Source organism: Streptomyces violens (assembly GCF_000717745.1).
Lineage (GTDB): Bacteria > Actinomycetota > Actinomycetes > Streptomycetales > Streptomycetaceae > Streptomyces > Streptomyces violens.
Genome location: NZ_JOBH01000002.1, coordinates 638,174 through 655,755, shown reverse-complemented (window position 1 = coordinate 655,755; position 17,582 = coordinate 638,174). Strand labels below are relative to the sequence as shown.

Genomic DNA, 17,582 nt, shown 5'->3' with positions numbered 1-17,582 from the left:
ACGTAGGGTGGCTGCCATGCCCACGCTGCTCCTCGTACGGCACGGCCGCTCCACCGCCAACAATTCCGGCGTCCTCGCGGGGCGCACGCCCGGCGTCGCCCTGGACGAGCGCGGCGCCGCACAGGCCGCCGCGCTGCCCGGCCGGCTCGCCGCCGTGCCCCTCGTCGCCGCCGTGGCCAGCCCCCTCCAGCGCTGCCAGGAGACGCTGCGCCCGTTGCTGGCGGCCCGCCCGGGGCTGCCGCTGCACACGGAGGACGGCATCAACGAGTGCGACTACGGCGACTGGTCGGGGCGCAAGCTCGCCGAGCTGGCCGACGAGCCGCTGATGCAGACCGTCCAGCAGCACCCGTCCGCAGCCGGTTTCCCCGGCGGCGAGACCATGCGCACCATGCAGAATCGTGCCGTCGACGCGGTCCGCGCCTGGAACGCGCGCATCGAGGACGAGCACGGCCCCGAGGCGGTGTACCTGATGTGCTCGCACGGGGACATCATCAAGTCCCTCGTCGCGGACGCCCTCGGCATGCATCTGGATCTCTTCCAGCGGGTGTCCGTCGAGCCCTGCTCGGTGACGGCCGTCCGCTACACGCCGCTGCGCCCGTACCTGATCCGGCTCGGCGACACCGGCGACCTCGGCTCGCTGGCGCCCAAGGAGGAAGGTTCCGGCGCGGTCCCGGAGCGCGACGCGGCGATCGGCGGTGGCGCGGGAGCATCGTGATCAGCAGGCGCAGTAGGGTGGTGCGACGGCGCTGCCCACCACGCCACTCCTGTGATCCGTACCCCGTGACCACAGACCCCCGCAGTCGAGCAATCGGAGCAGGACCTTGTCCCGTCAGGTGTTCTTCTACGACGCGCCGGATCGCTTCGTGGCCGGCACGGTCGGGCTGCCTGGCCGTCGCAGCTTCTACCTCCAGGCCACGGCGGCCGGGCGCACCACCAGCGTCGCGCTGGAGAAGACGCAGGTCGCCGCACTCGCCGAGCGCATGGACGAGCTGCTGGACGAGGTGGTGCGCCGCAGCGGCGGCAACGCCCCGGTCCCGGCCGTCGCCCCGTCGGAGATCTCCGACACCGCGCCGCTGGAGAGCCCGGTGGAGGAGGAGTTCCGCGTCGGCACCATGGCGCTGGCCTGGGACGGCGACGAGGAACGCATGATCGTCGAGGCCCAGGCGCTGGTCGAGCTGGACGCCGACAACGACGAGGACCTCGCCGAGGCCGAGGAGCGCCTTCTCCAGGACGACGAGAACGGCCCCCCGATGCTGCGCGTCCGGCTGACCGGCACCATGGCGCGCGCCTTCGCCAAGCGCGCCCTGGAGGTCGTGAACGCCGGCCGTCCGCCGTGCCCGCTGTGCAGCCTGCCGCTCGACCCGGAGGGACACGTATGTCCGCGCCAGAACGGATACCGGCGAGACGCCTGACGCCCGCCGAGCTGGAGGAGCATCTCCGGCACGGCGAGCTCACCGTGCGCGGCCGGGTCCGCGAGGCGTCCAACGCCGTCCTGTACTGCACCGTCGAGCACGACGGCTGGTCCGGCGCCTGCGTGTACAAGCCGGTCGCGGGGGAGCGCCCGCTGTGGGACTTCCCCGACGGCACGCTCGCCGAGCGCGAGGTCGCCGCGTACGAGATCTCCCGGGCGACCGGCTGGGATCTCGTCCCGCCCACCGTGCTGCGCGACGGCCCGTACGGGCGCGGCATGGTCCAGGAGTGGATAGCCGCGTCCGACGAGGACGACAGCCCCGAGCTGCTGGCCCTGATCGAGGACGAGGAGCCGGGGCCCGGCTGGAAGGCCGTCGGCTTCGCCGAGGTCGGCGAGGGGCGTACCGCGCTCCTCGTGCACGCCGACGATCCGCGGCTGCGCCGGCTCGCCGTCCTGGACGCGGTGATCAACAACGGCGACCGCAAGGGCGGCCATCTCCTGCCGACCGCCGACGGTCGCGTGTACGCCATCGACCACGGCGTCACCTTCCACGCGGAGGACCGGCTGCGCACCCTCCTGTGGGGCTGGGCGGGCGACCCGCTGACCGAGGAGGCGCTAGCAGTGCTGAAGCGGCTGGCCGAGGAGACCGCCGAGGGAGAGCCGCTCGCCGCCCGACTGGCCGAATGTCTCACCGAGGAGGAGATCGCCGCACTGCGCGAGCGGATCGCCACCATGCTGAGCTCCGGCACACATCCGCAGCCCAGCGGGGAATGGCCGCCGATTCCCTGGCCGCCGGTGTGACAAGGCTCAACAGGCCGGCCCGGGGATGCACGGCCTGGTCGAAGATGCAAGAGGGCCTTTCCGGCCAAGACCCACACTCCGGTTCGTATCCGGAACCTGCGTCCGGTTAGGCTCAAGGCATGCATGCATGGCCCGCTTCTGAGGTCCCCGCCCTGCCCGGCCAGGGCCGCGACCTGAGGATCCACGACACCGCGACCGGCGGACGGGTGACCCTCGCCCCCGGTCCCGTCGCCCGTATCTACGTCTGCGGCATCACGCCGTACGACGCGACCCACATGGGGCACGCGGCGACCTACAACGCGTTCGACCTCGTTCAGCGCGTGTGGCTCGACACGAAGCGACAGGTCCACTACGTGCAGAACGTCACCGACGTCGACGATCCGCTGCTGGAGCGGGCCGTGGCCACGGGCGACGACTGGACCGCGCTCGCCGAGCGGGAGACCGCCCTCTTCCGCGAGGACATGACCGCCCTGCGGATGCTGCCCCCGCAGCACTACATCGGCGCCGTCGAGGCCATACCGGGCATCGTGCCGCTGGTGGAGCGCCTCCGCGACGCGGGCGCCGCGTACGAGCTCGACGGTGACGTGTACTTCTCCGTCGAGTCCGACCCGCACTTCGGCGGGGTCTCCCACCTCGACGCCGAGGCGATGCGGCTGCTGTCCGCCGAGCGCGGCGGCGACCCGGAGCGCCCGGGCAAGAAGAACCCGCTGGACCCGATGCTGTGGATGGCGGCCCGCGAGGGCGAGCCCAGCTGGGACGGCGGCTCGCTCGGCCGGGGCCGCCCCGGCTGGCACATCGAGTGCGTCGCCATCGCCCTGGACCACCTGGGCATGGGCTTCGACGTGCAGGGCGGCGGGTCCGACCTGGCCTTCCCGCACCACGAGATGGGCGCCTCGCACGCCCAGGCGCTGACCGGTGAGCACCCCTTCGCCAAGGCGTACGTGCACGCCGGGATGGTCGCCCTGCACGGCGAGAAGATGTCCAAGTCCAAGGGCAACCTCGTCTTCGTCTCCAAGGTGCGCCAGGACGGCACCGACCCGGCCGCCATCCGGCTCGCCCTGCTGGCCCACCACTACCGCGCCGACTGGGAGTGGACCGACCAGGTCCTGCAGGACGCGGTGGACCGGCTCGCCCGCTGGCGCGCCGCGGTCTCCCGCCCCGACGGCCCGTCCGCCGACGCGCTCGTCGAGGAGGTCCGCGAGGCGCTCGCCGACGACCTGGACTCGCCGGCCGCGCTCGCCGCTGTCGACCGCTGGGCCGAGCGGCAGCAGGCCGGCGGCGGTACGGACGAGGGCGCGCCGGGCCTGGTCTCCCGGACCGTGGACGCGCTGCTCGGCGTGGCGCTGTGACGCACTGACCGGACATACGTAACGGGGCGCTTCCTCCGAGGAGGAAGCGCCCCGCTTGTTTCTCACACCTGGGTGACCGTCAGCCGGTCACCCGGGTGCTCACCCGGTCCGGTCGTTCAGACCTTGCGGATCTGGATGCTGCGCAGGATGCTCGGGGACTGGCTGTCCCAGACACCGATGACCTGGAAACCGCTGCGGAACGCCTCGGAGACCTGGTCGAAGGTGGTGTCGTTGGGGTTGTTGAGCACGCGGAACTGGTTCTCGATCTGCAGGAAGATCTGGCGGGGCTGACCCGGGATCGGCTGCGGAATGGCGACGAAGGCGGTCGCCCGGCCGGCCCGCAGGACCTGCTGCTGGACCTGCTGCTGGACCTGCTGCACGGCCTGCTGCGTCACCTGGTGCAGGTGCTGCAGCACCTGGTGCTCCTGCTGCTGCTCCTGCTGCTGCATCTGGCCGCCGCCCTGCTGCCCGAACTGCTGCAGCAGCTGCTGGAACGGCTGCTGCTGGCCGAGCTGCTGGAGCTGCTCCAGCATGCCGCCCTGCTGCTGCGGCTGCTGCATCTGCCCGTAGGGCTGCTGGCCGTACTGCTGCTGCGGCTGCTGCTGCGGCTGCTGCTGGCCGTAGGGCTGCTGCTGGCCCATGCCCTGCTGGCCGAACGGGGACGTGCTCGGGCCCTGCTGGCCGAGCTGACCGAGCTGGCCGAGGGGGTTCATCTGAGTGGTCATAAGGGTGCTACCTTCCCTGACTTGTTGGTGTGCTTCAGCCGGTGACGACCAGCTCGTCAGCCTGTGATGACCAGACCCACGACCTCGTCGTCGGAGTACCACACACGTACGTCGGGCCGTCCCCCCGCGAAGGCGGAGTGCACCGCCTGGCGCACCTCGGGCGCCGGCCGGTTCAGGTTGCGCCACGCACCGGCCACGAAGAGCCGGAGCCGCGGGGGGAGTTCTCGGGGGTAGGGGAGCAGTTCGTCCCAGTACCGCTCGGCCTGGCCGGAGCCGACCGAGGAGGGCACCAGATGCGTCACTGCCGCCCTGATGTCGGGCCGGTTGCCGATCCGCTGGGAGGCCGGCCGGCCGGGCGCGTCCTGCTGCGGCGACCCGGTGGTCCGCAGCACCTCACGCGCCTGCTCGGGATTCATCGGGTCCGCCCCCGCGGCCTTGAGCATGCCCTGCAGCGACGCCAGCGCGCCGACCACGATGGGAGAGGCCGATGAGGTTCCCGAGAAGCTGTCCGTGTACCAGGCGATCTCCTCGGTACCGCCCTGCAGGTCGCCGGGCCGGTCCCAGAAGCCACCGGTCGTGGTGACCTCGCGGCCCCAGCCCTGGGCGTCCAGCCGCATGCCGTAGTTGGAGAACCCCAGCCGCGACCGGTCCGGGCCGTGATCACGGCCGTGGGTGCCGGGCGGCGGGGCGCCCGCGCCGACCAGGATCGCCCCGGACGACTGGTTGGAGGGGTTGAAGGGGTTGCGCCACCACTGCGGGAAGCGGTCGGGACGGCGCTCGTACAGCGCGTCGTCCAGGCTCTCCGCACCGTTGCCGGCCGCCTCCACCACGACGACGCCCTTCGCGGTCGCCCAGCGGATCGCCGCGAAGTCGTCCGGCCACCACTCCAGCGCGATGTAGCCGCGCTGGTCGTCGCGGTGCTCGTAGTCGAACCGGGGCCCCGGCCGGTGGAGTTCGATCAGCAGGATGTCGCCGCGCGAGAGCCGCTCGGCCGCCGCGTGGATCGCCGCCGCCGAACCGATGCCCTGGATGGAGGCGGCGGCGGTCACCGCGCCGGGCGCGAGACCCACCACGCCCCGGTCGTTCCGGTCGCCCCCGATGACACCGAGGACGGCCGTGCCGTGGTTGCGCCAGGCCAGATCCTGGATCGGATTGCCGACCACGATGCCGGCCAGCCGCTCCGCCAGGTCCTCGTGGCCCAGCTGCCAGGCGCCCTCGACGTCGACGATGGTCACGCCCTCGCCGTCACCGCCCTGCCGCTGCCACGCCCATACGGCGTTCACGCCCTCGGGCGCGGCGCCCAGGTGACCCTGGCGGCCCGTGAAGTCGGGCGTCGCGGGCGCACCCTCCTTCCGCCCCTGGTCCTCCGGGCCACGCGCCGCCGAAGTGGCGGGCACGGCACCGGGCTTGAGGTACGCCGTCTCGATCTCCGGGAGAGCGGAGAGCCGGGCGGTCAGCTCCACCGCGCGGGTGTCACCGCCCCGTACCCGGTAGAAGAGCGAGAGGTCCGGGAGCCCGCCGGTGCCCGCCGACGGCTCCTGCGGCATGGCAGCGCGTATCCGCTCCTCGCTGCCGAACAGCGGCTCCAGAGAGAGCTGCTGGTCACTGAGGAACATCTCCAGCGCGGAGATGTCCGCTCCGGAGGCCGACCGTACGCCGCCGGCGCCGGCGCGGAGACCGGGCTCGGCCCGCGCGACGACGATCAGCTCCGGTTCGGCTCCTTGGTAGGTGAATCCCGCTCCGTCGGGTCCGGGGCCCGCCATGCCGGGGCCCGTACCGGGAGGTGCCTGGTCGGTCATCGCTGGGACCGCTCCCTTCGGGGTGCTGCGCCGTGCCCTGCCGCTCCGTGCCCTGCGCCCGGCACCGCCCACGCCGCGCAACGGCGAATGTGTACCGGATGTTGCGGCGCGGTGTCGCCGGGGCTTCGGTGCGTCACCCTGCTACCTCCGCTCGCCCCCGTCCACCCCGTCGGTACCCCCTACGTTTGGAATCCGGTCGAATGGGAACCGTGGGCAAATCGACCGGAAAGCGATGACGTGCTGTCAAGCAGGTCAAACACTACGGAGGCGTACGCGGTGCGGTGAGGCGGAAGTGCCCGCACGCCACCCGTCGCGCGGCGGGAACGACGAAGCGGGGCGGTGCCGCAGCACCGCCCCGCTCCGTTTCGGTCAGTCCTCCGAGGAATCGCCGTCCGGGGAGTCCGGCTCGTCCTCCCGCTTGCCCTCCGGCTCGTCCTCCTGCTGCTTCGCGGGGCCGTCCTCCGGGCCGCGGGCCGGCCCCTGGCCGCTGCCCTCCGCCTTCGGCGGCTTGGGCGGGCGGGTCCGGCCGCTGGGGGAGTCGCGCAGGTAGGAGCCGTCGCGGCCGTCGGCGAGCCCGCCGTCCGTCGCGAGACCCGGGCCGGCCTGCGGGTCCCGTCGCCGCAGATAGCGCTCGAATTCCCGCGCGATCGCCTCGCCCGACGCCTCCGGCAGCTCGGCGGTGTCCCGGGCCTCCTCCAGCGACTGGACGTACTCGGCGACCTCGCTGTCCTCCGCCGCCAGCTGGTCCACGCCCAGCTGCCACGCCCGTGCGTCCTCGCTCAGCTCGCCGAGCGGGATGCGCAGGTCCAGCAGGTCCTCCAGGCGGTTGAGCAGGGCCAGCGTCGCCTTGGGGTTGGGCGGCTGCGAGACGTAGTGCGGCACGGCCGCCCACAGGCTCACCGCGGGCACCCCGGCGTGCGTGCACGCCTCCTGGAGGATGCCGACGATGCCCGTGGGGCCTTCGTACTTGCTCTCCTCCAGGTCCAGCGTGCGCGCCAGGTCCGCGTCGGAGGTGACGCCGCTGACCGGGACGGGGCGGGTGTGCGGGGTGTCGCCGAGCAGCGCGCCCAGTACCACCAGCATCTCCACGCCCAGCTCGTGCGCGAAGCCCAGGATCTCGTTGCAGAAGGACCGCCAGCGCATGCTGGGCTCGATGCCGCGGACCAGCACCAGGTCACGGGGCTTGTCGCCGCCGACCCGGACGACGGACAGCCGGGTCGTGGGCCAGGTGATCTTGCGGACGCCGCCCTCCAGGAAGACGGTGGGCCGGTTCACCTGGAAGTCGTAGTAGTCCTCGGCGTCCAGCGCGGCGAAGACCTCGCCCTTCCACTCCCGGTCCAGGTGCGCGACCGCGGCGGAGGCGGCGTCGCCGGCGTCGTTCCAGCCTTCGAACGCGGCCACCATGACCGGATCGATCAGCTCGGGCACCCCCTCCAGCTCGATCACCCAGCGCCTCCTTCCGGCCGGTCGGCCCCTCGTCGGCGGCCGCCGGTTGCAGTTCCCGTTCCGTGCGCTCCCAGCCTACGGCGTCCGTGGTACCCGAACGCAGCCCCTCTGCACTAACGAGTCCTCATTCATCCGATCTGTCCCTGTCAACTCCCGGGCGCGACCTGGGGAATGGCGGAGTAGCGGGGTCCATACATCGGAGTGCGATACAGATCGGATGTCCCTCCGTGCCACTGCCCGGCAAGGCCACGCGGCGGGTCCGGCGGCGTCGCCCGGCCGCCCGGCACGACGTCCGGTTTCCGCGGCTTACGGACCGCCCACACCGCGGCCCGCCGGCCCCACCGGGCCGCGGCCGTCACAGTGACGCCCGCAGCCACTGCTCCACGCTGGCGATGTGGACCGTGGCCCAGGCGCGCGCGGCCTCCGCGTCCCGGGCCCGCAGCGCGCCGAGGATGGCGCGGTGCTCGGTGAGGGTGCGGGCCACCGCGTCCTTCTGGGTCAGCCCGCGCCAGATGCGGGCCCGCGTGGTCGGCCCGGAGAGGCCGTCCAGCAGCGAGCAGAGCACGGAGTTGCCGGACGCGGCCACGATGGAGCGGTGGAACTCCAGGTCGCACGCGACCAGGTCCTCCACCGAAGGAGCGGTGCCGAGCGCGTCCAGCTGCGCGTCCAGCGCGTCCAGTTGCGCGGGCGTGATCCGGGCCGTGGCCATGGCGGTGGCGGCCGGCTCCAGGATGCGGCGGACGGCCAGGAACTCCAGGACGGTGTCGTCGCGGTGGAAGTCCACCACGAAGCTCATCGCCTCCAGCAGCAGCTGCGGGTCCAGGCTCGTGACGTACGTACCGTCGCCCTGGCGCACGTCCAGGATGCGGATCAGGGCGAGCGCGCGGACCGCCTCGCGCAGGGAGTTGCGGGACAGGCCCAGCTCGGCGGCGAGTTCGCTCTCCTTGGGCAGCCGGTCACCGGGGCGCAGCGCGCCGGAGACGATCATGCCCTTGATCTTCTCGATGGCCTCGTCCGTGACCGCCATGGCCGACCTCCCCGCTCGGAACGCCTGAAAGCCCGAAAACCACCCACAGACATCGGATGTCTGGGGTGCGGCCATTATGGCGCGCGAACGCCGAGGGGCGGGACTCCGGTACCCCGGAATCCCGCCCCTTTACCGGCCGGCGGGGGCCGCCGGCCGCCGGACTCAGCTCTTGCGTGCCGACAGTACGTCCTCGACCTTCGCGCGGACGTCGTCCGTGGCCAGGCCGCGGATCGTCAGCGTCGTACGGCGGCGCAGCACGTCGTCCGCGGTCTCGGCCCACTCGTGGTCCCGCGCGTACACCACCTGCGCCCAGATCTCCGGTGCGTCGGGGTGGATGCGCTCGGCCAGCGCCGGGTCCTCGTTCGCCAGCCGGGCGATGTCGAAGGACAGCGAGCCGTAGTGGGTGGCCAGGTGGCGGGCGGTGTCGGCGGACATCCGCGGGCCCGGCGTACCGCCGTCGACCAGCAGCCGGTGCGCGACCGCCTGCGGGTTGGCGATGCCCGGCAGCGGCAGCTTCTTCGGCAGCTCCGAGATGGGCTCCAGCTCCTCACCGAGCGGGTGCCCGGGCAGCGCCGCGAGCTTGTTCATGACCGTACGTCCGATGTGCCGGAACGTCGTCCACTTGCCTCCGGCCACCGACAGCATGCCGCCGCTGCCCTCGGTCACGACCGTCTCGCGCTTGGCCTTGGAGGTGTCGCCGGGGCCGCCCGGCAGCACCCGCAGGCCCGCGAAGGAGTACGTGATCAGGTCGCGGTCCAGCTGCTGGTCCCGGACGGAGAACGCGGCCTCGTCCAGGATCTGCTTGATGTCCTTCTCGGTGACCGACACGTCCGCCGGGTCGCCCTCGTACTCCTCGTCGGTGGTGCCCAGCAGCAGCTGGTCCTCCCACGGCAGCGCGAAGGTGATGCGGTACTTGTCGATCGGGGTCGCCAGCGCGGCCTTCCAGGGGGAGGTGCGCTTGAGGACCAGGTGCGCGCCCTTGGAGAGGCGGATGGAGGGGGCCGCGTTCGCGTCCTCCATCTTGCGCAGGTGGTCCACCCACGGGCCGGTGGCGTTGAGCACCAGCCGGGCGTTGACGCCGAACTCGGTGCCGTCGGTGCGGTCCTTCAGGTCCGCGCCGGTGACCCGGCCCTGCGTGAAGCGCAGCCCGGTGACCTCGGCGTGGTTCAGTACGGTCGCGCCCGCCGCGACGGCCGCGCGGACCGTCATCAGCGCCATCCGCGCGTCGTTCATCTGGTCGTCGCCGTACACGGCCACGGCCTTGAGGTTCTCCGTACGCAGCTCCGGCACGTCACGCTGGGCCTTGGCCGGGCTGATCACGTGGCCGACGCCGTCGCCGAACGCGGAGAGCGCGGAGTAGGCGAAGACGCCCGCGCCGAGCTTGGCCGCGCCGTGCGGACCGCCCTTGTAGACCGGCAGGTAGAAGGTCAGCGGGTTCGACAGGTGCGGGGCGACCTGGCGGGAGACGGCGCGACGCTCGAAGTGGTTCTCCGCCACCAGCTTCACCGCACCGGTCTGCAGGTAGCGCAGACCGCCGTGGAGCAGCTTGGAGGAGGCGGAGGAGGTGGCGCCGGCGAAGTCGCCGGCGTCCACCAGCGCAACCCGCAGCCCCGACTGCGCGGCGTGCCAGGCGGTGGAGATGCCCAGGATGCCGCCGCCGATCACCAGGAGGTCGTACGTCGCCTTGTCGAGCCGCTCCCGGGTCTCGGCGCGGCTCGGGTGCGAACCGTCGGCCGGGTGCGTCCCGAGTGCCGGGACGCTCTGCAGGGTGCTCATGTCTTACTCCTCGTCCTCGATCCAGCCCATGGTCCGCTCGACGGCCTTGAGCCAGCTCTTGTACTCGCGGTCACGGGTGGCCGCGTCCATGCGGGGGGTCCATTCGGCGGCCCGCCGCCAGTTGGCGCGCAGTTCGTCGGTGCCGGACCAGAAGCCCACGGCCAGGCCGGCCGCGTAGGCAGCGCCGAGGCAGGTGGTCTCGGCGACCATCGGGCGCACCACGGGCGCGTCCAGGAAGTCCGAGATCGTCTGCATCAGCAGGTTGTTGGAGGTCATGCCGCCGTCGACCTTCAGTGCGGTCAGCTCGACGCCGGAGTCCTTGGTCATGGCGTCGGTGATCTCGCGGGTCTGCCAGGCGGTGGCCTCAAGAACGGCGCGGGCGATGTGCGCCTTGGTGACGTAGCGGGTCAGGCCCGCGATGACACCGCGCGCATCCGAGCGCCAGTAGGGGGCGAACAGGCCGGAGAAGGCCGGTACGAAGTAGGCGCCGCCGTTGTCCTCGACCGTGGAGGCCAGGGTCTCGATCTCGGCGGCGGAGTTGATCAGGCCCATCTGGTCGCGCATCCACTGCACCAGGGAGCCGGTGACGGCGATGGAGCCTTCCAGGGCGTAGACCGGGGTCTCGTTGCCGATGCGGTAGCCGACGGTGGTCAGCAGGCCGTTGTAGGAGTTGACCGGCTCGCTGCCGGTGTTCATCAGCATGAAGGTGCCGGTGCCGTACGTGGACTTGGCCTCGCCGCTGGCGAAGCAGGTCTGGCCGAAGAGGGCCGCCTGCTGGTCGCCGAGCGCGGAGGCGACCGGGACGCCGGCCAGCACGCCGGACGCGGTCTCGCCGTACACCTCGGCGGAGGACTTGATCTCCGGCAGGACCTCGGCGGGGATGCCCATGGAGCTGAGGATCTTGGGCTCCCACTGGAGGGTGCGCAGGTTCATCAGCATCGTGCGGGAGGCGTTGGTGACGTCGGTGACGTGCTTGCCGCCGTTGACGCCGCCGGTGAGGTTCCAGATGACCCAGGAGTCCATGGTGCCGAAGAGGATGTCGCCGGCCTCGGCGCGCTCGCGCAGGCCCTCGACGTTGTCCAGCAGCCAGCGGATCTTCGGCCCAGCGAAGTACGAGGCGAGGGGGAGGCCGGTCTCGCGGCGGAAGCGGTCCTGGCCGACGTTGCGGCCCAGCTCCCGGCAGAGCGCGTCGGTGCGGGTGTCCTGCCAGACGATGGCGTTGTGGACCGGCTCACCCGTGTTCTTGTCCCAGAGCAGCGTGGTCTCGCGCTGGTTGGTGATGCCGATGGCCTTGACGTCGGCGGAGGTGATGCCCGCCTTCTCGATCGCGCCGGCCACGACCTGCTGGACGTTCGCCCAGATCTCGGTGGCGTCGTGTTCGACCCAGCCGGGCTTGGGGAAGATCTGCTCGTGTTCCTTCTGGTCGACCGAGACGATGCGGCCGTCCCGGTCGAAGACGATGCAGCGGCTGGAGGTCGTGCCCTGGTCGATGGCCGCGATGAACGGGCCGGTGGTGTGGGTGTCGCTCATGGTGTGTGCTCCAGGAGGTGCGGTGGGGGAGTGCGGCTCTTGCGGCGGCTTCGGCTTCGGCTGTGGCGGCTCAGGCGAACGCGAGCTGGTAGATACCGCCCGCGATCGCGCCGCCGATCAGCGGCCCGGCGACGGGGATCCAGGCGTAACCCCAGTCCGAACCGCCCTTGTTGGGCAGCGGCAGCAGCGCGTGCACGATGCGCGGGCCGAGGTCGCGGACCGGGTTGATGGCGTAACCGGTCGGGCCGCCCAGCGAGAGGCCGATGCCGACGACCACGAAGGCGACCAGAAGGCTGCCGATCGGGCCGACGCCCTTGCCGTCGTCGCTCAGGCCCAGGGTCAGGATCGCCAGCACGAGCACGATGGTGGCGATGATCTCGGTGACGAGGTTCTGCCACGCGTTCCGGATCTCCGGGCCGGTCGAGAAGATGCCGAGCACGGGTCCGGCCTTGGGGGCCTGGGCCTGGTCGACGAGACCTTCCTCACCCTTCGGGGGAGTGATGACCTCGGGGTCCGTGAGGTGGGCCCGGAACTGGCCGTAGTAGACGAGCCACACGCAGACCGCGCCGATCATCGCGCCGAGCAGCTCACCGGCGAAGTAGACCGGCACCTGGCTCCACTCGATGCCGCCCTGGATTGCCAGGCCGACCGTGACGGCGGGGTTCAGGTGCGCGCCGGACTTGGCGGCGATGTACGCGCCGGTGAGGACGGCGAACCCCCAGCCGAAGGCGATGGCCACCCAGCCGGCCTCGTACGCCTTCGAGCGCTTGAAAGTGACGGCGGCGCACACGCCACCGCCCAGCAGGATCAGCACAGCGGTACCGATGGTCTCGCTGATGAAGATGTCGGAGCTGGACACCCGCGACTCCTTTGTCCTTCGTCCAGATGGACACCGAGATGCGCCGTACCCCGGGTCCCTCCGGTGGTGCGAGCCCTCGGTGAGGGCGTTGTCGGCGATCCGGCAGTGCCCACCATACGACAATCGTCGTATCGCGTTCGACAATGCCGACCGACGAACGGCAGTTTTGTTTACGCCCAGTAGCCCGTCAAGGGTTCTGTGAGGGAAAACCTAAGCGGAAAGAGCGGACAAAACGGTTAGAAGCGCTGGGCGCCAAGATCCCTGGAGACGGCCCGTGCGCAGTCCCGCACCGCGGCGACGATCTCCGGGCGCAGCTCCCCGTCCCGCCGCACCCGCTCCACGGCGCCGGTGATGCCCACCGCGCCCACCGGCATCCGCCGCCGGTCGTGGATGGGCGCGGCCACCGACGCCACGCCCTCCCAGGTCTCCTCCACGTCCGCGGCCCAGCCCCGGGCGCGGGTGAGATCCAGCACGCCCTCGAAGTCCTCCAGGTCCGTGAGCGTGTGCGCGGTGAACGCCTCCCGGGCGCTCTCCACCGCCTCGCTGTGCGCCACCGGGTCGTACGCGGAGAGGACCTTGCCCAGCGCCGTACTGTGCAGCGGCTGCATGGCCCCCACCTCCAGCACCTGCCGGCTGTCGTCGGGCCGGAAGACGTGGTGGACGATCAGTACGCCCTGCTGGTGCAGCACGCCCAGGTAGGCGCTCTCGCCGGTGGAGCGGGCCAGGTCGTCGGCCCATACGAGGGCGCGCGCCCGCAGCTCGTGCACGTCCAGGTAGCTGTTGCCCAGCCGCAGCAGCTCCGCGCCGAGCTGGTACCGGCCCGAGGCCGCGTCCTGCTCCACGAAGCCCTCCTGCTGGAGGGTGCGCAGGATGCCGTGGGCCGTGCCCTTCGCCAGGTCCAGCGACGAGGCGATGTCGGACAGCCCCAGGCGCCGTTCGCCGCCGGCCAGCAGCCGCAGCATGGCCGCGGCGCGCTCCAGCGACTGAATGGTCCGTGCCATGGAGCAACCTCCGGGAAGAGCGGTTCGACAATGCCAAACGATATCGGTCGATGCCGACCCCGACAGAGTGGGCCGCGCACAGCACCATGATCACGCCCACCGGGCCGTACGAGTGCCGCGCCGTCCCACGCCGTGGGACAGCCGTCGCCGCAAGGTTCCCGCCAGCTACCCTGGCCCGGTGCCCCTTCGTACCGGAAGGCGCAAAGCCGACAGCCGTCGCAACCACGGGAGCAGCTCCATGGCCTCGCATACGCCCACGACCACCCCCGCAGCCCGCATCGACGCCTTCCGCGAGGCCCTCGCCTCGCGCGTCGTGGTCGCCGACGGAGCCATGGGCACCATGCTCCAGGCCCAGGACCCCACCCTGGACGACTTCCAGCAGCTCGAGGGCTGCAACGAGATCCTCAACATCACCCGCCCGGACATCGTCCGCTCCGTGCACGCGGAGTACTTCGAGGTGGGCGTCGACTGCGTCGAGACCAACACCTTCGGCGCGAACCACGCGGCGCTCGGCGAGTACGACATCCCCGAGCGGGTCTACGAGCTGTCCGAGTCCGGCGCCCGCATCGCCCGCGAGGTCGCGGACGAGTTCACCGAGAAGACCGGGCAGCAGCGCTGGGTGCTGGGCTCCATGGGCCCCGGCACCAAGCTGCCCACCCTCGGCCACGCCCCGTACCGCACCCTGCGCGACGCCTACCAGCAGAACGCCGAGGGCATGATCGCCGGCGGCGCCGACGCGCTCCTGGTGGAGACCACCCAGGACCTGCTGCAGACCAAGGCCGCCATCCTCGGCGCCCGCCGCGCCCTGGAGGTCACCGGCACCAACCTGCCGGTCATCTGCTCCGTGACCGTCGAGACCACCGGCACCATGCTGCTGGGCTCCGAGATCGGCGCCGCGCTCACGGCCCTGGAGCCGCTGGGCATCGACATGATCGGCCTGAACTGCGCGACCGGCCCGGCCGAGATGAGCGAGCACCTGCGCTACCTCGCCCGCCACTCCCAGGTGCCGATCTCCTGCATGCCCAACGCCGGCCTGCCGGTCCTGGGCAAGGACGGCGCCCACTACCCGCTCACCCCGGGCGAGCTGGCCGACGCGCAGGAGACCTTCGTCGGCGAGTACGGCCTGTCCCTGGTGGGCGGCTGCTGCGGTACGACGCCCGAGCACCTGCGCCAGGTCGTGGAGCGGGTGCGCGGCGCCGCCCCGACCGAGCGGCAGCCCCGCCCGGAGCCGGGTGCGGCCTCGCTGTACCAGACCGTCCCCTTCCGCCAGGACACCTCGTACCTGGCCATCGGCGAGCGGACGAACGCCAACGGCTCGAAGAAGTTCCGCGAGGCCATGCTGGAAGGCCGCTGGGACGACTGCGTGGAGATGGCCCGGGACCAGATCCGCGAGGGCGCGCACATGCTCGACCTGTGCGTGGACTACGTGGGCCGGGACGGCGTCGCCGACATGCAGGAGCTGGCCGGCCGCTTCGCCACCGCCTCGACCCTGCCGATCGTGCTGGACTCCACCGAGGTGCCCGTCATCGAGGCCGGCCTGGAGAAGCTGGGCGGCCGCGCGGTCATCAACTCGGTGAACTACGAGGACGGCGACGGCCCCGAGTCCCGCTTCGCCAAGGTCACCGCGCTGGCGAAGGAGCACGGCGCCGCGCTGATCGCGCTGACCATCGATGAGGAGGGCCAGGCCCGTACGCCCGAGCACAAGGTGGCCGTGGCCGAGCGGATCATCGCCGACCTCACCGGCAACTGGGGCATCCGCGAGTCCGACATCCTCATCGACACCCTGACCTTCACCATCTGCACCGGTCAGGAGGAGTCCCGCAAGGACGGCATCGCCACGATCGAGGCGATCCGGGAGCTGAAGCGCCGCCACCCGGACGTGCAGACCACGCTGGGCCTCTCCAACATCTCCTTCGGCCTCAATCCGGCCGCGCGCATCGTCCTGAACTCGGTGTTCCTCGACGAGTGCGTCAAGGCGGGCCTGGACTCGGCGATCGTGCACGCGTCCAAGATCCTGCCGATCGCGCGCTTCGACGAGGAGCAGGTCAAGGTCGCCCTGGACCTGATCTACGACCGCCGCAGCGAGGGCTACGACCCGCTGCAGAAGCTGATGGAGCTCTTCGAGGGCGCCACCGCCAAGTCGCTGAAGGCCGGCGCGGCCGAGGAGCTGGCGGCCCTGCCGCTGGAGGAGCGCCTGCAGCGCCGCATCATCGACGGCGAGAAGAACGGCCTGGAGGCGGACCTGGACGCGGCGCTCGCCGAGCGCCCGGCCCTGGACATCGTCAACGACACCCTGCTGGCGGGCATGAAGGTGGTCGGCGAGCTGTTCGGCTCCGGCCAGATGCAGCTGCCGTTCGTGCTCCAGTCCGCCGAGGTCATGAAGACCGCGGTGGCCTACCTGGAGCCGCACATGGAGAAGGTCGAGGGCGACGAGGGCAAGGGCACCATCGTGCTGGCCACCGTCCGCGGCGACGTCCACGACATCGGCAAGAACCTCGTCGACATCATCCTCTCCAACAACGGCTACAACGTCGTCAACCTCGGCATCAAGCAGCCGGTCTCCGCGATCCTGGAAGCCGCCGAGGAGCACAAGGCCGACGTCATCGGCATGTCCGGCCTGCTGGTCAAGTCCACGGTGATCATGAAGGAGAACCTGGAGGAGCTGAACCAGCGCAAGATGGCGGCCGACTTCCCCGTCATCCTCGGCGGCGCCGCGCTCACCCGCGCGTACGTCGAGCAGGACCTCCACGAGATCTACGAGGGCGAGGTCCGCTACGCCCGCGACGCGTTCGAGGGCCTGCGCCTGATGGACGCTCTGATCGCGGTCAAGCGCGGCGTGCCCGGCGCGACCCTGCCCGAGCTCAAGCAGCGCCGCGTCCCCAAGCGGGACACCGCCGTGCTGGAGGTCGAGGAGCCCGAGGGCTCGGTCCGCTCCGACGTGGCCACCGACAATCCCGTCCCGACCCCGCCGTTCTGGGGCACCCGCGTCGTGAAGGGCATTCAGCTCGCCGACTACGCCTCCTGGCTGGACGAAGGTGCGCTGTTCAAGGGCCAGTGGGGCCTGAAGCAGGCCCGTACGGGTGACGGCCCGACGTACGAGGAGCTGGTGGAGACCGAGGGCCGGCCGCGGCTGCGCGGCTGGCTGGACAAGCTGCAGACCGGGAACCTCCTCGAAGCGGCCGTGGTCCACGGGTACTTCCCCTGCCACTCCAAGGGCGACGACCTCATCCTGCTGAACGAGGACGGCACCGAGCGCACCCGCTTCACCTTCCCCCGCCAGCGGCGCGGCCGCCGGCTCTGCCTCGCGGACTTCTTCCGCCCGGAGGAGTCCGGCGAGACGGACGTGGTCGGCCTCCAGGTCGTCACCGTCGGCTCGAAGATCGGCGAGGAGACCGCGAAGCTGTTCGCGGCCGACTCCTACCGCGACTACCTGGAGCTGCACGGCCTCTCCGTCCAGCTCGCCGAGGCCCTCGCCGAGTACTGGCACGCCCGGGTCCGCGCCGAACTGGGCTTCCAGGGCGAGGACCCCGCCGAGATGGAGGACATGTTCGCGCTGAAGTACCGCGGCGCGCGCTTCTCCCTCGGGTACGGCGCCTGCCCGGACCTGGAGGACCGCGCGAAGATCGCGGACCTGCTGCAGCCGGAGCGGATCGGCGTCCAGCTCTCCGAGGAGTTCCAGCTCCACCCCGAGCAGTCCACGGACGCCATCGTCATCCACCACCCGGAGGCGAAGTACTTCAACGCGCGGTAGGGCGCTCTTTGCCGCGGCCGGGGCCCGAAGCCGGGCTTCCGGTCGCGGACGAGAGCGTACGGACCGGCACAGTCGTACACTTATCGGTCCGGTAGCGGCCGGTCGTC

Annotated in this window: 14 protein-coding genes; 6 read left to right on the top strand and 8 right to left on the bottom strand. The window is 71.6% G+C overall.

The window, feature by feature from the left end:
- The first annotated feature begins 16 nt into the window (after positions 1 to 16).
- From IF04_RS0106210 to mshC, 4 genes are all read left to right on the top strand, one after another.
- Positions 17 to 715, top strand: coding sequence for a histidine phosphatase family protein (locus IF04_RS0106210; protein ID WP_030252099.1), 699 nt, complete (start codon positions 17 to 19; stop codon positions 713 to 715).
- A gap of 106 nt (positions 716 to 821) precedes the next feature.
- Entirely contained in the window at positions 822 to 1,412 is a 591-nt protein-coding gene (locus IF04_RS0106205; protein WP_030252096.1) for a DUF3090 domain-containing protein, read from the top strand.
- Positions 1,376 to 2,212, top strand: coding sequence for an SCO1664 family protein (locus IF04_RS0106200; protein WP_030252094.1), 837 nt, complete (start codon positions 1,376 to 1,378; stop codon positions 2,210 to 2,212). Before IF04_RS0106205 ends, IF04_RS0106200 begins: the two co-directional genes overlap by 37 nt.
- A gap of 119 nt (positions 2,213 to 2,331) precedes the next feature.
- Complete coding sequence (mshC, locus tag IF04_RS0106195; RefSeq protein WP_030252092.1) at positions 2,332 to 3,561, top strand: cysteine--1-D-myo-inosityl 2-amino-2-deoxy-alpha-D-glucopyranoside ligase; 1,230 nt, start codon at positions 2,332 to 2,334, stop codon at positions 3,559 to 3,561.
- Positions 3,562 to 3,677: 116 nt separating this feature from the next.
- On the opposite strand, the gene IF04_RS39525 is transcribed toward mshC, so the two are convergent.
- Positions 3,678 to 3,977, bottom strand: a complete 300-nt coding sequence (locus tag IF04_RS39525) for a hypothetical protein (RefSeq protein ID WP_245654289.1) — start codon at positions 3,975 to 3,977, stop codon at positions 3,678 to 3,680.
- Between IF04_RS39525 and IF04_RS39520 the strand changes: the two genes are divergently transcribed.
- The gene (locus IF04_RS39520) at positions 3,966 to 4,331 is read left to right on the top strand and encodes a hypothetical protein (protein ID WP_245654288.1); all 366 of its coding nucleotides are present in this window, start codon (positions 3,966 to 3,968) and stop codon (positions 4,329 to 4,331) included. The two genes, IF04_RS39525 and IF04_RS39520, sit on opposite strands and share 12 nt — an antisense overlap.
- 11 nt (positions 4,332 to 4,342) lie before the next feature.
- Here IF04_RS39520 and IF04_RS0106185 read toward each other — a convergent pair whose 3' ends face one another.
- The 7 genes from IF04_RS0106185 to IF04_RS0106155 form a co-directional block, all read right to left on the bottom strand.
- On the bottom strand, positions 4,343 to 6,085 hold the full coding sequence (locus tag IF04_RS0106185) for a S8 family peptidase (protein WP_030252087.1): 1,743 nt from the start codon (positions 6,083 to 6,085) through the stop codon (positions 4,343 to 4,345).
- 369 nt (positions 6,086 to 6,454) lie between these two features.
- Positions 6,455 to 7,531 (bottom strand): PAC2 family protein, encoded by a 1,077-nt coding sequence (locus IF04_RS0106180; RefSeq protein WP_078599889.1) that lies wholly within the window; start codon positions 7,529 to 7,531, stop codon positions 6,455 to 6,457.
- Between the two features lie 355 nt (positions 7,532 to 7,886).
- A complete protein-coding gene (locus IF04_RS0106175) occupies positions 7,887 to 8,558 on the bottom strand; it encodes a FadR/GntR family transcriptional regulator (RefSeq protein WP_030252081.1) in 672 nt (223 codons plus the stop codon).
- A gap of 162 nt (positions 8,559 to 8,720) precedes the next feature.
- Positions 8,721 to 10,334, bottom strand: coding sequence for a glycerol-3-phosphate dehydrogenase/oxidase (locus IF04_RS0106170; RefSeq protein WP_030252078.1), 1,614 nt, complete (start codon positions 10,332 to 10,334; stop codon positions 8,721 to 8,723).
- A 3-nt stretch (positions 10,335 to 10,337) separates the two neighbouring features.
- A complete protein-coding gene (gene glpK / locus IF04_RS0106165; RefSeq protein WP_030252076.1) occupies positions 10,338 to 11,864 on the bottom strand; it encodes a glycerol kinase GlpK in 1,527 nt (508 codons plus the stop codon).
- A gap of 70 nt (positions 11,865 to 11,934) precedes the next feature.
- Positions 11,935 to 12,723, bottom strand: a complete 789-nt coding sequence (locus tag IF04_RS0106160; RefSeq protein ID WP_030252073.1) for an MIP/aquaporin family protein — start codon at positions 12,721 to 12,723, stop codon at positions 11,935 to 11,937.
- Between the two features lie 236 nt (positions 12,724 to 12,959).
- Entirely contained in the window at positions 12,960 to 13,724 is a 765-nt protein-coding gene (locus IF04_RS0106155; protein WP_030252071.1) for an IclR family transcriptional regulator, read from the bottom strand.
- Between the two features lie 238 nt (positions 13,725 to 13,962).
- Between IF04_RS0106155 and metH the strand changes: the two genes are divergently transcribed.
- Entirely contained in the window at positions 13,963 to 17,475 is a 3,513-nt protein-coding gene (gene metH, locus IF04_RS0106150) for a methionine synthase (RefSeq protein WP_030252068.1), read from the top strand.
- Positions 17,476 to 17,582: the final 107 nt, after the last annotated feature.

Bases quoted from the DNA above. Each gene is read 5' to 3' on its own strand.
- IF04_RS0106200 (WP_030252094.1), top strand. From the start codon at position 1,376: ATGTCCGCGCCAGAACGGATACCGGCGAGACGCCTGACGCCCGCCGAG.
- mshC (WP_030252092.1), top strand. From the start codon at position 2,332: ATGCATGCATGGCCCGCTTCTGAGGTCCCCGCCCTGCCCGGCCAGGGC.
- IF04_RS0106210 (WP_030252099.1), top strand. From the start codon at position 17: ATGCCCACGCTGCTCCTCGTACGGCACGGCCGCTCCACCGCCAACAAT.
- IF04_RS0106170 (WP_030252078.1), bottom strand. From the start codon at position 10,334: ATGAGCACCCTGCAGAGCGTCCCGGCACTCGGGACGCACCCGGCCGAC.
- metH (WP_030252068.1), top strand. From the start codon at position 13,963: ATGGCCTCGCATACGCCCACGACCACCCCCGCAGCCCGCATCGACGCC.
- glpK (WP_030252076.1), bottom strand. From the start codon at position 11,864: ATGAGCGACACCCACACCACCGGCCCGTTCATCGCGGCCATCGACCAG.
- IF04_RS0106155 (WP_030252071.1), bottom strand. From the start codon at position 13,724: ATGGCACGGACCATTCAGTCGCTGGAGCGCGCCGCGGCCATGCTGCGG.
- IF04_RS0106185 (WP_030252087.1), bottom strand. From the start codon at position 6,085: ATGACCGACCAGGCACCTCCCGGTACGGGCCCCGGCATGGCGGGCCCC.
- IF04_RS0106175 (WP_030252081.1), bottom strand. From the start codon at position 8,558: ATGGCGGTCACGGACGAGGCCATCGAGAAGATCAAGGGCATGATCGTC.